Raw genomic sequence first — 14,810 nt, forward strand, 5'->3', positions numbered from 1 at the left:
TCGGCCGCGGGCGACTGGACGCCCGCGGCCGAGGTTTCTTTTTTTTCGTTTCGACTGAGCCTCGGCAACGGCCGAGATCCCCGGTTCACCGCAGGAATCAGCTCGTGATTCCTTTGGTCAAGTGCATGAACGCGGTCTCAAGGTTGATCTCGTCTTCCTTGAAGAGGGTCAGGTCGTAGCCCTGCTCGATCAAGCGGCTGGCCAGGAAGCTGTACTGCACGACCCCCTCGTTCATCTTGACGATCAGAACGCCGTTCTTGTCCTGGACGCTCTCGACCTCAGGTTGGTTCTCGAGCAAGTTGGCCGCCTCGGTCAGGCGGTCGGAAACCGCGATATTCAAGACGATGTCGGTGCGGACCTGCTTCATCACATCAACGACCGCGCCGTTGACGAGGAGGACTCCCTGCTCGATGATGCCGATCTTGTTGCAGATATCAGCAAGCTCAGGCAAAATATGGCTCGACACCAGGATGGTCTTGCCCATCAGGCGGAGCTCTTTCAGGAGCGCGCGAATCTCGATCCGGGCGCGGGGGTCGAGGCCCGATGCGGGCTCGTCGAGCAAGAGGACCTGCGGATCGTGCAAGAGGACCCGCGCCAGGCCGAGCCGCTGGGTCATCCCGCGCGACAGGCTGGTGACCAGGGCGTCGCGTTTGTAGGTCAGGTCGACGAGTTCGAGCACTTCCTCGCAGATCTTCTTCCGCGCCGGGCCTTTGATCCGGTAGGCGGCGGCGAAGAACTCGAGGTATTCGATGACCTTCATGTCGTCGTAGACGCCGAAGAAGTCGGGCATGTAGCCGATCGCGCGGCGGATGTCCTTGGCGCCGGTGTAAATCGAGTAGCCGCAGACGGTGGCCTCGCCCCAGGTGGGGTTCAGGAGCGTGGCCAGGATCCGCATGGTCGTCGTCTTGCCCGCGCCGTTGGGGCCGATGAAGCCGTAGACGTCTCCCTTGTCGAGCGTCAGGTTGAGCCGGTTCAGGGCGTACAGATCACCGTACATCTTGGTCAGGTCGTTGGTCTCGATCATGGAGCCTGCTCTCTCATCTCGATGGAGTGCCTGGGAAGCACGCCGTGGGCCAACCGGGTTGCAACGTATGGCACACGCCCTGAAACGTCTTGGGGGGCAGCCCCAGTGGGGCTGCGACATCCGAACTTGGCTTTTTTCTCACGACCTCTGTGTTCGATCGTCGGGCAGGCCTGCAAGCTGACCCAGGGGGGCCAGCCCCGCTCATTTCTTTGGCCCGGTCGTGTTGAGCGGCAAGATCACGCGAAGCATCGTGGTCTGATCGACTTGCGGTGTGCTGGGGGCATTCTCTAGCGCCAGCCGCGAGGAAGCCCGGTCGATCCGCGCCACGAGCATCGGCCGATCCAACTGGAGCAGGCCGGTCAGGTCGAGGTAGTTGAGGGTGTTGCTGGCCATCGCGGATTCCGTCGCCGAGGCCGCCACGGCTTCGTGGAACATCAGGCCGAGCAACAGGTCGGGCCGATTGATGGAGGCTCCATTGTTGTTGTCGTAAAAGGGCTGCTTGGGGAGATAGTTATTGATCTTATCCCGGATGTGGCCCGACAACTGGCGGTCCTGGCTCAGCGCGACCCGAACGGTGGCCCCCGGCTCGACCTCCCCGAGCAGATAGATCTGCCGGTTGTAGGCGAGAATGGCGTCGTGCAGCGCGACTCCCACTCGGTTGGTAACGGCCCCCTCCAGCCGGTCAGGGCCGGCCGGCCGCAGGTCGGACTCGATCAGTGGGGTCGCGGGGCCAGGTCCGAACCAACGGGCCGTGAGACACTTGGTGCTCCAGATCGGGATGCGAACTCCTTCGAGTTTCTCGGCTCCGCCCGCGGGGAGATACTCGTAACCACCGCTGGAGAAGCTCATCTGCGTGCGGTTGCCCATCCCGCCGAAGCCGGCCTCGGGGACGCCGAACCAGCTCAACGTCACGTCGGTGCCGACCGGCAGGCGAGCGGGGGCGTCGTCCGGGCTCGCGGGTGAGTCGCGATCGAGCGGCAACGGAATCACCGACGCGTTGTAGTCGCGGTTCTGCGGGCTAAAGATATCGAGATACGTACTCCCCCGAATCAGGCCCGAAGCCGGGACGGCATTCTCGGGGCCAGGCCCCTGGATAACGTCGACGATATCGACCTTGTTGACTCGCAGCACGTTCCCTTTGACGACGTAGGCCGCGTAGTAGGCGAGCAGACTCACCGTCACCACGATCAAGGGGAAGGTGATCCAGGTCAGCTCCATCCGCTTGACCACCTTCTTGAGAAAGAGGTAGTCTCCCGGCCCGATCAGCAAGATATAGAGGAAGATGAAGAAGGCGACCCAGCCGAACGAGATCAGCTTGACCCCCTGGAACTGCTCGAGCGACTCGCGCAGCTTGGTGGAGAGGTCATGCACTCCCGACTGGTAGATTCTCCCGGTCCCGCCCATCACCACCGCATTGGAAGTGCTGGTGTCAACGTTCATCCGACGCAGGCCGATCGCCCGGACCCAGAAGAGGCCCCGGTCCTCCCAGCTCGAGAACGGTTTCTGATCGACGTCCAAGGCAATGAGCGTGACCCGGCCAAAGCCGTGCGAGCCGCGGACGACCAGCGGAGCGCCCACCGCCCGGCTGAGGACCTTGCCTCCCCGCTCTTCGATCTCCTCCAGCTTCGCGACCATCACCGCCGCGCCGCTCGGGGCAATCGGCTTGGTCGAGCCGCTGGCGAAGGACTCGATTGCCCCCAGGTCGTTGATCCGTTGCTGGCCGGTGGGCAAGGCGGGAAGGATCGGCGTGAGCACACTGTCGCGCACGGCCTGCCAGTTGGCCCCGACCGCCAACACGAGGTGCCCCCCCCGACGGACCCAGTCGACCAAGGCCCGGCCCCGGAGGGCGTCGAGCGAGGCCATGACCGCGCGATCGTTCGTGTCGAGCACCACCGCGCGGGCGGCGTCGTAACCATACCACCGCCCCGGCAGATATCCCCCCGCCGCATCCAACCGGGCAATGACGGTGCCCCGGTCGGGCGTGGACTGATCGACGCTAAACCCAGGGAGGGTCGGGATCAGGTCGACCCCTTGCGGCTTCCCCAGGGTCAGCACCAGCGTTTCGTCCGCATGGATCGCGTCGAACTTCGCCAGCGACGTCCCCGCGATCCGAGGCATCCGCAGCTTCTGATTCGGATCCGAGAGCCGGATGTCAAAGTCGGGATCAACCGTCCCGGGACGGGTGTAGGTCGTGAACCGCTGACTCTCTCCCGGCCCCAGGTCAATCGCCTGATGGACCGTGGTCGGCGTGTCGTTGTCGTCGGGAACGACCAACTCCATCGACCCCGTGAACCGCTGGTCGCCCGCCTTGAGCTGGACCCAGACCGGGGTCCACGATCCCACCTTGAACAGGTTATTCGAGGTGCCCGTGGTGAACCCGACGCGCAAGTTTTCCACCTCGATCGGTGGCCGCTTTGGCGCTCCCCACCCGTTGGCGGGCAAGAGGCCAGCCAACGCCACGACCGCCGCCAACGGCCAACGTCCCAGACGAGGTTGCATGATGCGCGTTCCTTGAAAATCGAGTCGAGACGAGACGAGCGGTCGCCAAAACGTCTCGTAGGCGGGATCCGGTCCACCAGTTGAGAGCCTGGTAGACCGAGGTCTCCCCTACGGGATCAAGGTTTCTCAGACGGGTCGCAAACGCAAGGCAAGGCGCGACACCCCGGACAGGCCGTCCCATACTTCTTCTGGACCGCCGCCTCGAGGTCGACCCCCCGGATATTGGCCAAAGTCACCAGCCACGCCAGAACGTCAGCCATCTCCAGGGCGAGTTCCTCGGTCGTGCCCGACCGCAACGCGGTCGCCAGCTCGCCGAATTCCTCGGTCAACCAGAGGAACGTGGCCGCATCCCCCCGCGCCTCGTCCTTCGCGCCATACATCTCGCGGATCAGCCGCTGCAAGCTGCCGATCGTCAAACCACCTGCCGGTTGTTCGTTCATCACACCTAGATCTTACAAAAGTCCTTAGCCCAAATGCAAATCCCAAACGATGCGCCTGGCCTGGCCCCCCCCTGTGACAAGCGAAGGGAAAAGAGCAGGCGCATTCTGTAGGCTTCGCTTCGGCCAACGACTTTGTTCAAATGTCCCGGCCAATCTTCCGGGCCGAATCGAGCCGATCGACGCGAACACGATGTCGCTGTAGAGTTTACGTATCGACTTCATCGGCCGCAAGAGCCGAGCCAGCCCCCAGAGGCAGAGGAATCCGTTCCTCATCGCGAACGATGGGGGCGAGGCCGGAGCGTCAGTTTTGCGGCCAGAGTGAATTGATGAGCTCCACGGTGCGATCCACGAGGACTTGCCCCCCTTCCGGTCCGACAAGATTGCTCTCGGGGATGGCACTATAACCTCCGCCATGGACGGCGTGCTCGGTCGGCAGGTAGGAGCCTGGCCCAGCCAGCTGAATGAGGAAGGTTTGGATCGCTGGACTGCGGGCCTTCATCTGGATCCCGTACTCGGTGAACAGTTCGAAGACGTTCGTGGCGATGGCCACGTCGCCGAGCCGGATGACGTGGAGTTCCATGAGGAACGGGTCGATGGGGCCGGCCTTTTGCTGTTCGAAGCGGTCCACCACTTTCTGGTGCCAGCCCACCGTGCGCTGATTTTTCGGGTCTTTGGAGAGTTTTTCGACATTCGCCCTGGCCGCGGCGGCTTCCGACTCGGTGATAATTCGAGGGGGGAGCTTGATCGTCTCGACTTTATGGACCAGGGGGACGCCGGCGTTCTGTTCTTTACGGGCCCCCTCGTAGGCCTCATCCCAGGCCGCGACGATCCGTCGTGACAACTCTTGCAGGCGGGTCAGGCCGCGGAGTGTTCGCATCCGTTCCTCGGCGAGTTTCCGATACATCAGGTGCGGCGACTGATCGCCCGCCGCGCCGGTCCAGGCCAGAACCAGCAGATCCTTGCCATGTTTCGCTCGCAAGGATTCGCGGACTTCGTGCCAGAAGTCGGCGGTCACAACCGAGAGTGATTCAACCTCCTGGGCCGGGCAGGCGATATTGATCGCCGTTGCGAGCAGTTTTCCTTCCGGATTCCAGAAGAAGAGGACTTCGACACCTTGATCTTCCGACCCTTCGATGCCCCGAAAGTCGGCCCGATTCGTGAGGCCATACATTTGGGCGTGGCCATCGGCATAGATCGCTCGCCGATTCTGGGCCACCACCGCATGCCCCAGCCCCCAGCCCGCGCGTGCTGGTTGGCGTGATTCCCAGGCCTTCACGGCCGCGTCGACGACCTGGCTCGCGAGAAACTCCGCGTACTCGGCCGGTTGCATCACGCCATCCTTGGGGATGGCGTACTGCCCTTCCTTCATGACGGGCGCGGTGTGCGTGTGCGTGGCGTTGAGCACCAGTTTCTGACTATCGAGGTCGGGGAGCCGTTCCTTGACTCGCCGACGAACCTGTTCAAAGACGGCCGCGTCAATCGAGACCAGATCACAAGAGACCAGGACCGCCTGGTCGAGAACCTTGTCGCCATCCCTGGATTCCAAGGCCAGGGCCGTCGCCGTCACCGGACTCTCAACGTCCCGGGCGATCCGGGTCCGCATCTGCCCCGCAGCGCCACCGGTCGATCGGGTGTGATGCTGACGGTCGCCCCTCCAACACGGAGTTCGGCAGACTGGCATTCACCACCTCCCCCGACCGTAACGCTGGAAACCAGCACGACGGCGGCGACAGTCCGGGCGAAAAACGATGGCAGACTCAGATTCGCAATCAACATTCATGAGCCCTCACGAAGATAACTCTTCAGAACATCATTGAAAGTTTTCGAGATGAGACTGAGCGAGCCCAGCCAGGCCAAGCCCGCTCGCCGGGAGGCCTCTCCACAAGAGGTTCATGCCGGCTTGGCGGGCATGCTTCCTTCATCGGTTGGGAGCTTGGTCTTCACCGCGGCGGTGGGGCTGTGGCCGTTGGCGGCCACTTTTTCGGAGTCGGCGGCGGTGTCGACCATCTTGCCGAAGAAGTCGGGCATCTTGACGCCGCCGATATTCTCCATGATCTGGAGCACGGGGGGGAGTGTCTTGGCCATATTCTGGAGGAAACCGGCGGTGGCGCCCGTGCCGTTGGAGCCACCGTTCTCCCAGACGATGACCTTGTCGAACTTGATGTTCGAGATCGCCTGCGAGAGCGTTCGGAAGCGGAATGGTGGCCAGGCACTTAAAGAAGGCAAAGCGAGGAACCTGGACAATTCGTCGAGGTCAGCAGCCGACCATCCATTTTCGCTGAAACTCCCCGAGGCCCCAATTGAAGTGCCTGGCCACTCAATTCGCTCCTCTTCTTGAAGGTGCAACGAATGGCAAGGGGATTCGCGGAAACCCACCGGGGAATGACCTCTTGGCCCTCCTCACATCTTCGGTACTCAACGGCTCGCCAGGAAGACTGCTCTGCATCACCCCTGTGAAGAGGTTCTCCCACTCGACCGGCTCGATTCTTCTCTCGGGCTAGCCTTTGCTGGTCGAGTCGAGCTCGCAGATCCGTCGGAAGCCCGCTTCGGCTTCGTCGCCGCCTCGCCGATCGGCAGGAACCTGACCTCGACACGTTGTCCCAGCGCGGCCGCAACGCGCCGGAGCATCGAGAGCGAGTGCCCATCGTAGTCCGCTTGCTCAATCCTTGAGATCACCGAGGCTTGGGTGCCAACCTTTTGAGCGAGTGCACGGGTCGAGAGCCCGGCTTCAGTACGCAGTCGATTCAGCTCGACTCCGATTTCCAAATCGGCACACGTCCTATCGAACGACGCGGCCCGCTCGGGGTCACCACCGATGTACCCGTCGATCAGGGCTTGCAGGCCTTTGGACTTTGCTCGCGATGGCATCGGGTTACTCCTCCGGTTGGAACGTGTGCCGCTCGGGATCGGTGATAAACTTCGCGACACGGGCTTTGGCCAGAGCGATTTCCTTGGGTGGGATGATTCGTTCCTTGGCGAAACCGTGGGTCACGACGACAGCTTCCTGCCCGTGGAAGGCATAAAGTAATCGGAGGTTCACCCGACCGGATTTGACCCGCAACTCATAAATATCGTCACCTAAGTTTTCGACATACGGCCGGCGCAGTTCGTGACCATGATTGCCAAGAATGACCAAGGCCGCGAGGCAACGCTCTTGCGATTTCCGATCGAGAGAGTTCAGCCACAACCACAAGGGAACCGAGCCATCTTCCTCCTGATAGATTCTGACTTCGGTTTGCGGCATCGGCCCGATTCCCCAACTCCTTCTTTCAACTCACAAATTGTACGCAATATTGCGATCAAGCCAAGGAACCCGGGGGCCATTTCTTCTTTGCTACTGCGAACCATGCGGAATAGTGGCCAGGCACTTAAAGAAGGTAAAGTGGGAAACCTGCATCAATCATCAAGGGCGGCAACCGACCATCCATTTTCGCTGAAACTCCCCGAGGCCCCAATTGAAGTGCCTGGCCACTCAATACCGCCCCGGTGCACCTCGCCAGGCGAGCCTGGCAGGCCTGCAAACCTTCTCGGAGGCGGTCGTCATCGTGAGCCCTGTTCGGGCTTGGCAATCCCAACGAGAAGCGAGAAGTGACCTATCCTGAGGAAACTCAAACAAGAGAGATCGCACAATGGCCGGTCCGGTTCGCAAGATGTCCGAGGTCATGCTGAAAATGGCGGAACACATCCTCCGTAAGTCCGCCGAGGACACCTCGGACGAGGCGGCACATGCCGCGCTCTTCTTCGCCAACATCGCCTGGAACGAGTGCGTCGGGATCGACAATCCCCGGAATCACCACCGCAAAATCTGGGAAACGTTCGAAGCCTCGAACCCCTCATTCTGGAACGAGTTGAAGTCAAACAACACGGACGCCCTGATCGACGATCTCGTCCGTTACAAACAGGCCCACTACCCCGAGGATCGACGCCGTATTCTCATATGCGGCATGATGCCAAACGGGAACATTCGGGTCGAATGGTTGCCCACGGCCGCTCCCGGGGTCGATCCCAAGTGGGAATTGCAGTTGTACGGGCTGGTGAGGACCGGCGACCAACCGGGGGCCATCCGCTTCCTGCGAAAGACGCGGGGCCTGTCCCGCAACGAGGCGATGAAGCAAGTGGCGGCAGTCGCCACCGGGCTGGGGATCAAGTAGAATCAGGCATTCAGGACCGTGAGCGCGGAAGGGAACGGCGGTGGGACGACGGCGACAGCGACGCGGCAAATCCAAGGGCAGGTTCTTCCTGGAACGCGGCGGGGTCGAACTGCAACTCTATACCCTGAATATGTTCTTGCTCAGCGGCCTGTTCAGCGAAAGCTACGCCAGGAGCCGGAATGGTGGCCAGGCACCTAAAGAAGGTAAGAGGGAAACCTGGACAAGTCGTCAAGGCCGGCAGCCGACTATCCATTTTCGCTGAATCTCCCAGAGACCCCAATTGAAGTGCCTGGCCACTCAATCTGAATCCCAATTGAAGTGCCTGGCCACTCAATCGAGTCTCTCCCGATGGTTCAGGACGGCTTGGCGGGCCGGCTCCCCGCATCGGCGGCGAACTTGGGTTTGGAGTCGGGGGCCGGGACCGGGGCGCCAGCCCTCGCGGTGGGGCTGTGGCCGTTGGCGGCCACTTTCTCGGAGTCGGCGGCGGTGTCGACCATCTTGCCGAAGAAGTCGGGCATCTTGACGCCGCCGATATTCTCCATGATCTGGAGCACGGGGGGGAGTGTCTTGGCCATATTCTGGAGGAAACCGGCGGTGGCGCCCGTGCCGTTGGAGCCACCGTTCTCCCAGACGATGACCTTGTCGAACTTGATGTTCGAGATCGCCTGCGCGGCGGTCTGCGAGAGCGTGTCGATGTGTTCGAGCATCAGCAGTTGGAAGGCTTCCTGCGAGCCGCCGCAAGCGGAGACGATCTCACGGAGTCCCTCTGCCTTCTTGGCAAGGATCTCGTAATTGCCACGGGCCTCGGCTTCGAGCTTGGCGAAGATCGCCTTGGCGTCGCCCTCGGCCTCGATCCGCCGGCGCTCGGCCGCGGCCTCGGCTTCGACGATCACCTGCGCCTTCTTGGCCTTGGCGACGGCTTCGAGTAGGGCCCGCTGTTCGGCCTCGATCTTCTCGGCCTGGGCCAGCGCGGCCTTGGTCTGGGCACGGAAGGCGGCCTCCTCGACGCCGGCATCAGCCTCGCGCCGCTTGGTCTCGCCGATCTGGAACGCCTCGGCCTGCTTGAAGGCGAGGTCGGCATTCGAGGCGGCGATCTTCGCCTTGGCCTCGTTCTCACCGCTGATCGCCTGGGCGTCCGCTTCGGCGAGTTTGATCCGCATCGCGCGCTCGGCGAGCTTAACGCTGGCCTGCTGCTCGAATGCGGCCGTCTCAACGCCGATCTTTTCTTCCTTCAGCAACTCGGCGACCTGGACGGCCCGCTCACGCTCGGCCCCCTTGGTCCCGATCTCGCGGAGCTTCTCGGCGTTCGCGACCTCGATGGCCTGCAACTGCTTCGCCTTGGCCACGCCGATCGACCCATATTTCTGCTGCTCGGCGACATCGATCTCGGCCTGATGAATCGCGGTGCTGGCCGCCTTACGGCCGATCGCCTCGATGTACCCCGAGTCGTCGGTCAAGTCGGTGATGTTGACGTTGATCAGCACCAGCCCGATCTTCCGCAGTTCCAGCTCCAGCGAGTTCTGGATGTTCTCCAGGAACTTCTCACGATCGCGGTTGATCTCGTCGATCGACATCGACGCGATCACCTGGCGAAGCTGACCGAAGATCAGGTCGGCCGCCTGGGCGCTGACCTGATCGCGACTCAGGTTCAAGAGCCGGATCGCGGCGTTCTGCATCACCTCGGGCTCGGTGCCAATGGCGACGGTAAAGACGCTCGGAACATTCACCCGGATATTCTCGACCGAAAGCGCCCCACGCAGCGGGATCTCGATCTGGATCGGCTCCAGCGCCAGGTAGTCATAGTCCTGGAAAATCGGAAAGACGAGCGTTCCACCGCCGTGAACGCAAGTGGCCGACTTCGCCCCTGTCCCCACGCCCCACTTGACCAGCACCTTGTTGGAGGGACAACGCTTGTAGCAACGCAGAGCCGTGGTGACGACCCCGAAGACGGCCACCGCGAACAACGCGGCGCCGACCACCGGCCACCAACCTGAGCTATGCGTCTGATTGACCAGATTTAACTCAGCAACGACAAACGAGAGCATAATCATAACAACTTCACTCGTTATAAAATTCGATCGGGCTTATTCAGGAAAAGGGGCCGGCTTGAAGATCGCATCCTGCGGGGCGACCACCTCCACAATCTGTTCGTCGATGACCCGGCTGACGACGACCGGATCGCCCGTGCGAAGCGAGGGGCCGGGTGTGCGAGCGAGAACCTCGATCGTTCGCCCTTGAATCGGCAGCGTGATCTTCCCCTCGCCGCCGCCATTGGCCGGGATCCGAAGGTAGACCGTCGCCCCCAGCCCGACCGATTGCGCGATCCGCACCGTGCCATCGGAATTGAGTTTACGAAGCAACCGCAGGGCATACCCCAGTAGCGAGACGGTCACGACGCCGGTCGCCGTGCCGACGAGCACCGCCACGGTCGCGTTCGGCTTCGCCTCCAGCGCCGTGAGCCCGCCGATCCCAAAGAAGGCCAGGAACGAGACGATCGCCTGAAAGGTGAAGATCCGCCCAAGTTCCAGGTGGTGGCCGTGGTCGTACCCACCCTCGATTGAGTCGGCAGAAGCGTCTTCGGGCAAATCTGCGTCGAACTCGGCGTCCCCCAGGTCGCCGATGATGCCGCCGAGACCTTCGGACCCGAGCCCCACCAACGACAGAGCCAGGCGCAAGAGAAGAATGGTCCCGCCGATCGTCGCGCAGATCAGAAAGAACTGATACATAATTCCCTCCCAAAGGGTCTGCGAACTCATCGGCCGCGGATCACCGACAGGATTCACACTCTCTCATCCTACACGACAGCCGGCCGGCTTCAACAAGTTGTTCCAGCGGCAACACTAACACAACAATTCACAACCAATAATTAATACGTTGTTCCATCAATTCACAGAATCGGCTTGATCCTGCCACCATCCCGAGCTTTGGCAGGCTGGACTCGACCCGCCCTCAGTTCTATTCGCCGGCTTTCACCAAAAATTGGTGAGCCCTCCTGTTGCAGACGCGGTCGCCAACACCAGGGGATCAAGGCGAAACCGCCACTCAGGACCGTGGACCAAGAAGGGGAACGATTGACCAGCGCCCCCGAAGTGGCCACAATAACAAACCAACCGTCCTGTTTTGTGAGAGCGCCGATGAAGGAAGTCACTCAACCGCGCGCGCTGGAAACCCGAGCGAAGATCCTCCAGGCGGCGGCCCGCCTGTTCGCCCTCAAAGGGTATCACGACTCGAAGTTGGAAGAGGTCCTGGCCTCCGCACAGGTGTCGAAGGGCGCGTTCTTCCACCAATTCCGTGACCGGGAGGACCTGGGCTTCGCGGTCCTGGACTGGCACATGGAGCAACGCCGACAACTGCTCGATGCAATCGAACAAGAATTGCCGCTCGCCAAGCAGGCTGATCCGCTTCAGCGAGTCTTCCGGCGGCTGGACGCCATTCAGGAAATGGTCCGTCGCCGGGAAGGCTGCAAAGGGGGGTGCATCATCGGCAACATGAGCACGGCCCTGAGCGATTGTCACGACGGATTTCGCAAACGTCTGGCCGAGTGCTTCGACGAGATGGCGAAGGAGTTCCTCCCCTACCTGGAGGCGAAGGCACGGCAGGGGCGCGCGGGGCGGCAGACGAATACCAGCGAGTTGGCCCGCTACATCGTCACGGTCATAGAAGGGGCGATCATGCAGGCTCGCACACTCGGCGACGCGGAGCTGCTCCCTCGGCAATTGGCGTACCTGAAAGAGCACCTCAAGCAATGCCTGGGACCGTGAAACCTGGCGGTTTTTTTTCGGGTATAAGCAGACAGACCGGTTGGTTTGTTTTTCCCGAGGAGCCTCACCGAAACGGTAGTCCCCTGGATTTCGCTCGCCTGAAAGGCGAGCGGGGAGCGTAAGCGCCCTGTCTTTGGGCCTTCGCATGAGCTGGCTCGTTTGACACCGTGGCAACGTCGCAGGGTTGACGGACCCGGGCGAAAAACCCGGTGACGTGACGACAGAGTCACTTCCACAGGAAGAAAAATGACCGACACGTCATCCATTGCATAAAGCGATGAGGAAGGCCCGCGGACGCGGAGTGCTTCCTCTGGTCCCACGGCGGCCACCAATCATTGTGTGATTGAACTCTGCCCACAAAGCACCAGTTCACTCCGACTTCAATCAAAGCATCAACATTACCGAGCATTTTACAATTCGTCTATTCGTTATTGAAGTCATGGCGATGCTGCTTGCCAGTTCTGCGTCGGGACAGAACTCGAAGCAACCGGCGACTTCCGATGCCGTAAAGGCGGAGAACGAGACAAGGTATCTGGCCTTCCCGAGCTTCAGCTACTACCGCCTCGATTCGGAAGTCGCCGCTCTTGTTGAGCAGCGGGTCGAAAGTTCCTGAAGGGCGACCCGCTGATCGAAGCGAAAACGGTGGCGTCCCTCGTCCATCACCCCCGATCGCAAAAGGAAAGAGAACCATGCAAAAACGGAAAGTTGGTGTCGGTGCGTTGGTGCTCCTCGGCCTCGTGTGCGCACAGGCTTCCGCCCAGGACATCCCCGAGGAGGCGCGCAAGGAAATCGCGCGAAACCTGCACGGCCCCTTCACGGTGTTCCGCGACGCCGTGCAGGAGGAACTGAAGCTGACCGACGAGCAGAAGGAAAAGGTGGAGGAACACCTCCGGGAACGGCTTCCGGACATCATGGAGTTCTTCCAATCGCTCGAGGGCCTGAACGGGCAGGAACGCGAGAAAAAGCACCAGGCCTTCCGGCAGAAGGAGCAAGAGAAACTGACCTCGGTGCTGAAGGCAACGCTCAAGGAAGACCAGAGCAAGCGTCTGCACCAACTGGTGTTGCAGCAGGAGGGGGCGTTGGCCTTGTTCCACGGTGGGCCGGAGATTGCGAGAGACCTGAAGATCACGGACGAACAACGGAAGCAATTCATGGCGGTCGTCCAGGAACTGCATAAAAAGGTCGCACCCCTCATCAAAGAGGCCGAGTCGGGTGGTAATCCCGAGGAAATCCGGCCCAAAGTGATGAAGATCCGCAAGGAACAGGAGGGCAAAATCGAGGCCCTTCTCACGGACGCGCAGAAGAAGCAATGGAAAGAGATGCTCGGGAAGCCATTGGCTCTCGACGAGTGACAAGGCCACCGCCGGGGCGCCTGCCGAACGCGCCCCGGCTTTCCGCTCGCTGTCTCCCACAGAGTTTCCTGCCACGATGGAGAAACCGATGCGCCATGACCAACCACAATGGGAAGACCGCTTTCTGACCCGCCGGGACTTGCTCTGCCGCGGTGGTATGGGCATGGGCGCGCTGGCACTGGCAGGCGTCATGGGCGACGCGTTCGGGGACGCACCGCGCCCGGCAAGCAGCCTCGACGCGCCTCTGGTGCCGGGGCAACCGCACTTTGCCGCCAAGGCCAAGCGAGTGATTCACCTGTTTTTGAGCGGCGGGCCGTCCCACGTCGATACCTTCGACCACAAACCGGCACTCGACAAACACCACGGCCAGCAACTCCCCAAGAGCATCCACCAGGTCACCGAACGCCGAACCGGGACCGTCATGAGGTCCCCCTTCAAGTTCCAGCGCTATGGGCAGAGCGGGATCGAGGTCAGCGAACTGTTCCCCCACGTCGGGGAGTGCATCGACGACATCGCGGTGATCCGTTCCATGCAGGCCGACGTGCCCAACCACATCCCGTCGATCCTCTTGATGAATTGCGGGGACGCGCGGTTGATCCGGCCCAGCCTCGGGTCCTGGGTGACCTACGGGTTGGGCAGTGAGAACCAGAACCTCCCCGGGTTTGTCGCAATGCGTCCCGGCGGATACCCGGGCAACGGCGGTGCCCAAAACTGGCGGGCAGGATTTCTGCCGGGCGCTTACCAGGGAACGTATATCGACACCCGGTATACGCAGATCGAAAAGCTGATTGAGAATACCACCAACCCGCGGATTTCCCACGCGGACCAGCGCCGGCAACTCGAACTCTTGCGGGAACTCAATGAAAGTCACCGCCAGGAGCGCGACAGGAACGCACAGATCGAGGCCCGCATCCAGTCTTTTGAGCTTGGCTCGCGCATGCAACTGGAAGCGGCGGAGGCGTTCGACATCCGTCGGGAACCCGAGTCGATCCGCCGAATGTACGGAGAAGGCGCCGAGGCCCGGCAGATCCTGATCGCGCGCCGACTGGTAGAGCGAGGAGTCCGCTTCGTGCAGGCCTGGGTCGGCAGCGATTGGGACCACCACCAGAACCTGGAATTAGGGCACCGCAGTATGGCCAGGCAGTGCGATCAGGCGATCGGTGCATTGCTGAAAGACCTTAAACAGCGGGGCATGCTTGACGACACTCTGGTCATTTGGGGAGGGGAGTTCGGCCGCACTCCGACCGTGGAAGTGCTGATGGGCCTCCCCAACAACACGAAGGGCAACGGTCGCGACCATAACCATCATGGTTTCACCATGTGGCTGGCCGGCGGCGGCGTCAAAGGCGGGTACGTGCATGGCAGTACGGACGAATTCGGCTTTCGGGCGGTCGAGCAGAAGGTCCACGTCCACGACCTCCACGCCACGATTCTGCACCTGCTCGGATTCGATCACACCAAGCTGACCTACCGCCACGCCAGCCGGGATTTTCGCCTCACAGACGTGTACGGCGAAGTGGTGCACGAACTGATTGCTTAGCATCCTGACGACGCGGCGAGCGACACGCGAGACATTCCGAGGT

14 protein-coding genes are annotated in these 14,810 nt (G+C 61.7%); 5 read left to right on the forward strand and 9 right to left on the reverse strand.

Translation table 11 applies throughout. The features are described 5' to 3' along the window. Window positions 1-97: 97 nt before the first annotated feature. From V5E97_RS02680 to V5E97_RS02710, 7 genes are all read right to left on the reverse strand, one after another. A complete protein-coding gene (locus tag V5E97_RS02680; protein ID WP_406697746.1) occupies window positions 98-1,024 on the reverse strand; it encodes an ABC transporter ATP-binding protein in 927 nt (308 codons plus the stop codon). A 201-nt stretch (window positions 1,025-1,225) separates the two neighbouring features. Continuing rightward, on the reverse strand, window positions 1,226-3,523 hold the full coding sequence (locus tag V5E97_RS02685) for a hypothetical protein (RefSeq protein ID WP_406697747.1): 2,298 nt from the start codon (window positions 3,521-3,523) through the stop codon (window positions 1,226-1,228). Between the two features lie 116 nt (window positions 3,524-3,639). Next, window positions 3,640-3,963 carry a MazG nucleotide pyrophosphohydrolase domain-containing protein gene (locus V5E97_RS02690; RefSeq protein ID WP_406697748.1) on the reverse strand — a complete coding sequence of 108 codons (324 nt, stop codon included), beginning with the start codon at window positions 3,961-3,963 and terminating at the stop codon, window positions 3,640-3,642. A gap of 301 nt (window positions 3,964-4,264) precedes the next feature. Further along, window positions 4,265-5,644 carry a hypothetical protein gene (locus V5E97_RS02695; protein WP_406697749.1) on the reverse strand — a complete coding sequence of 460 codons (1,380 nt, stop codon included), beginning with the start codon at window positions 5,642-5,644 and terminating at the stop codon, window positions 4,265-4,267. A gap of 209 nt (window positions 5,645-5,853) precedes the next feature. Then, window positions 5,854-6,189: a hypothetical protein gene (locus V5E97_RS02700; RefSeq protein ID WP_406697750.1), complete on the reverse strand. Its 336-nt coding sequence runs from the start codon at window positions 6,187-6,189 to the stop codon at window positions 5,854-5,856. A 219-nt stretch (window positions 6,190-6,408) separates the two neighbouring features. Beyond that, window positions 6,409-6,831 (reverse strand): helix-turn-helix domain-containing protein, encoded by a 423-nt coding sequence (locus V5E97_RS02705; RefSeq protein WP_406697751.1) that lies wholly within the window; start codon window positions 6,829-6,831, stop codon window positions 6,409-6,411. Window positions 6,832-6,835: 4 nt separating this feature from the next. After that, window positions 6,836-7,207 carry a type II toxin-antitoxin system RelE/ParE family toxin gene (locus V5E97_RS02710; RefSeq protein ID WP_406697752.1) on the reverse strand — a complete coding sequence of 124 codons (372 nt, stop codon included), beginning with the start codon at window positions 7,205-7,207 and terminating at the stop codon, window positions 6,836-6,838. 385 nt (window positions 7,208-7,592) lie between these two features. Here V5E97_RS02710 and V5E97_RS02715 point away from each other — a divergent pair, with 385 nt between their 5' ends. Then, window positions 7,593-8,114 (forward strand): hypothetical protein, encoded by a 522-nt coding sequence (locus tag V5E97_RS02715; RefSeq protein WP_406697753.1) that lies wholly within the window; start codon window positions 7,593-7,595, stop codon window positions 8,112-8,114. Window positions 8,115-8,467: 353 nt separating this feature from the next. Here V5E97_RS02715 and V5E97_RS02720 read toward each other — a convergent pair whose 3' ends face one another. Together V5E97_RS02720 and V5E97_RS02725 are read right to left on the reverse strand one after the other, a co-directional pair. Next, entirely contained in the window at window positions 8,468-10,165 is a 1,698-nt protein-coding gene (locus V5E97_RS02720) for a flotillin family protein (protein WP_406697754.1), read from the reverse strand. A gap of 33 nt (window positions 10,166-10,198) precedes the next feature. Further along, complete coding sequence (locus V5E97_RS02725) at window positions 10,199-10,840, reverse strand: hypothetical protein (RefSeq protein ID WP_406697755.1); 642 nt, start codon at window positions 10,838-10,840, stop codon at window positions 10,199-10,201. A gap of 408 nt (window positions 10,841-11,248) precedes the next feature. Here V5E97_RS02725 and V5E97_RS02730 point away from each other — a divergent pair, with 408 nt between their 5' ends. The 4 genes from V5E97_RS02730 to V5E97_RS02745 all read left to right on the forward strand — a co-directional run bounded on the left by V5E97_RS02730 (window position 11,249) and on the right by V5E97_RS02745 (window position 14,767). Continuing rightward, window positions 11,249-11,875 carry a TetR/AcrR family transcriptional regulator gene (locus V5E97_RS02730; RefSeq protein WP_406697756.1) on the forward strand — a complete coding sequence of 209 codons (627 nt, stop codon included), beginning with the start codon at window positions 11,249-11,251 and terminating at the stop codon, window positions 11,873-11,875. 343 nt (window positions 11,876-12,218) lie between these two features. Further along, window positions 12,219-12,488, forward strand: coding sequence for a hypothetical protein (locus V5E97_RS02735; RefSeq protein WP_406697757.1), 270 nt, complete (start codon window positions 12,219-12,221; stop codon window positions 12,486-12,488). A 76-nt stretch (window positions 12,489-12,564) separates the two neighbouring features. Continuing rightward, window positions 12,565-13,227: a hypothetical protein gene (locus V5E97_RS02740; protein ID WP_406697758.1), complete on the forward strand. Its 663-nt coding sequence runs from the start codon at window positions 12,565-12,567 to the stop codon at window positions 13,225-13,227. 88 nt (window positions 13,228-13,315) lie between these two features. Beyond that, window positions 13,316-14,767, forward strand: a complete 1,452-nt coding sequence (locus V5E97_RS02745) for a DUF1501 domain-containing protein (protein WP_406697759.1) — start codon at window positions 13,316-13,318, stop codon at window positions 14,765-14,767. The last annotated feature ends 43 nt before the right edge of the window (window positions 14,768-14,810 follow it).

It is taken from the genome of Singulisphaera photorubra (genome assembly GCF_045290345.1).
Classification (GTDB): Bacteria; Planctomycetota; Planctomycetia; order Isosphaerales; family Isosphaeraceae; genus Singulisphaera.

Bases quoted from the DNA above. Each gene is read 5' to 3' on its own strand.
- V5E97_RS02680 (WP_406697746.1), bottom strand. From the start codon at position 1,024: ATGATCGAGACCAACGACCTGACCAAGATGTACGGTGATCTGTACGCC.
- V5E97_RS02685 (WP_406697747.1), bottom strand. From the start codon at position 3,523: ATGCAACCTCGTCTGGGACGTTGGCCGTTGGCGGCGGTCGTGGCGTTG.
- V5E97_RS02690 (WP_406697748.1), bottom strand. From the start codon at position 3,963: ATGAACGAACAACCGGCAGGTGGTTTGACGATCGGCAGCTTGCAGCGG.
- V5E97_RS02695 (WP_406697749.1), bottom strand. From the start codon at position 5,644: ATGCCAGTCTGCCGAACTCCGTGTTGGAGGGGCGACCGTCAGCATCAC.
- V5E97_RS02705 (WP_406697751.1), bottom strand. From the start codon at position 6,831: ATGCCATCGCGAGCAAAGTCCAAAGGCCTGCAAGCCCTGATCGACGGG.
- V5E97_RS02710 (WP_406697752.1), bottom strand. From the start codon at position 7,207: ATGCCGCAAACCGAAGTCAGAATCTATCAGGAGGAAGATGGCTCGGTT.
- V5E97_RS02715 (WP_406697753.1), top strand. From the start codon at position 7,593: ATGGCCGGTCCGGTTCGCAAGATGTCCGAGGTCATGCTGAAAATGGCG.
- V5E97_RS02720 (WP_406697754.1), bottom strand. From the start codon at position 10,165: ATGATTATGCTCTCGTTTGTCGTTGCTGAGTTAAATCTGGTCAATCAG.
- V5E97_RS02725 (WP_406697755.1), bottom strand. From the start codon at position 10,840: ATGTATCAGTTCTTTCTGATCTGCGCGACGATCGGCGGGACCATTCTT.
- V5E97_RS02730 (WP_406697756.1), top strand. From the start codon at position 11,249: ATGAAGGAAGTCACTCAACCGCGCGCGCTGGAAACCCGAGCGAAGATC.
- V5E97_RS02740 (WP_406697758.1), top strand. From the start codon at position 12,565: ATGCAAAAACGGAAAGTTGGTGTCGGTGCGTTGGTGCTCCTCGGCCTC.
- V5E97_RS02745 (WP_406697759.1), top strand. From the start codon at position 13,316: ATGCGCCATGACCAACCACAATGGGAAGACCGCTTTCTGACCCGCCGG.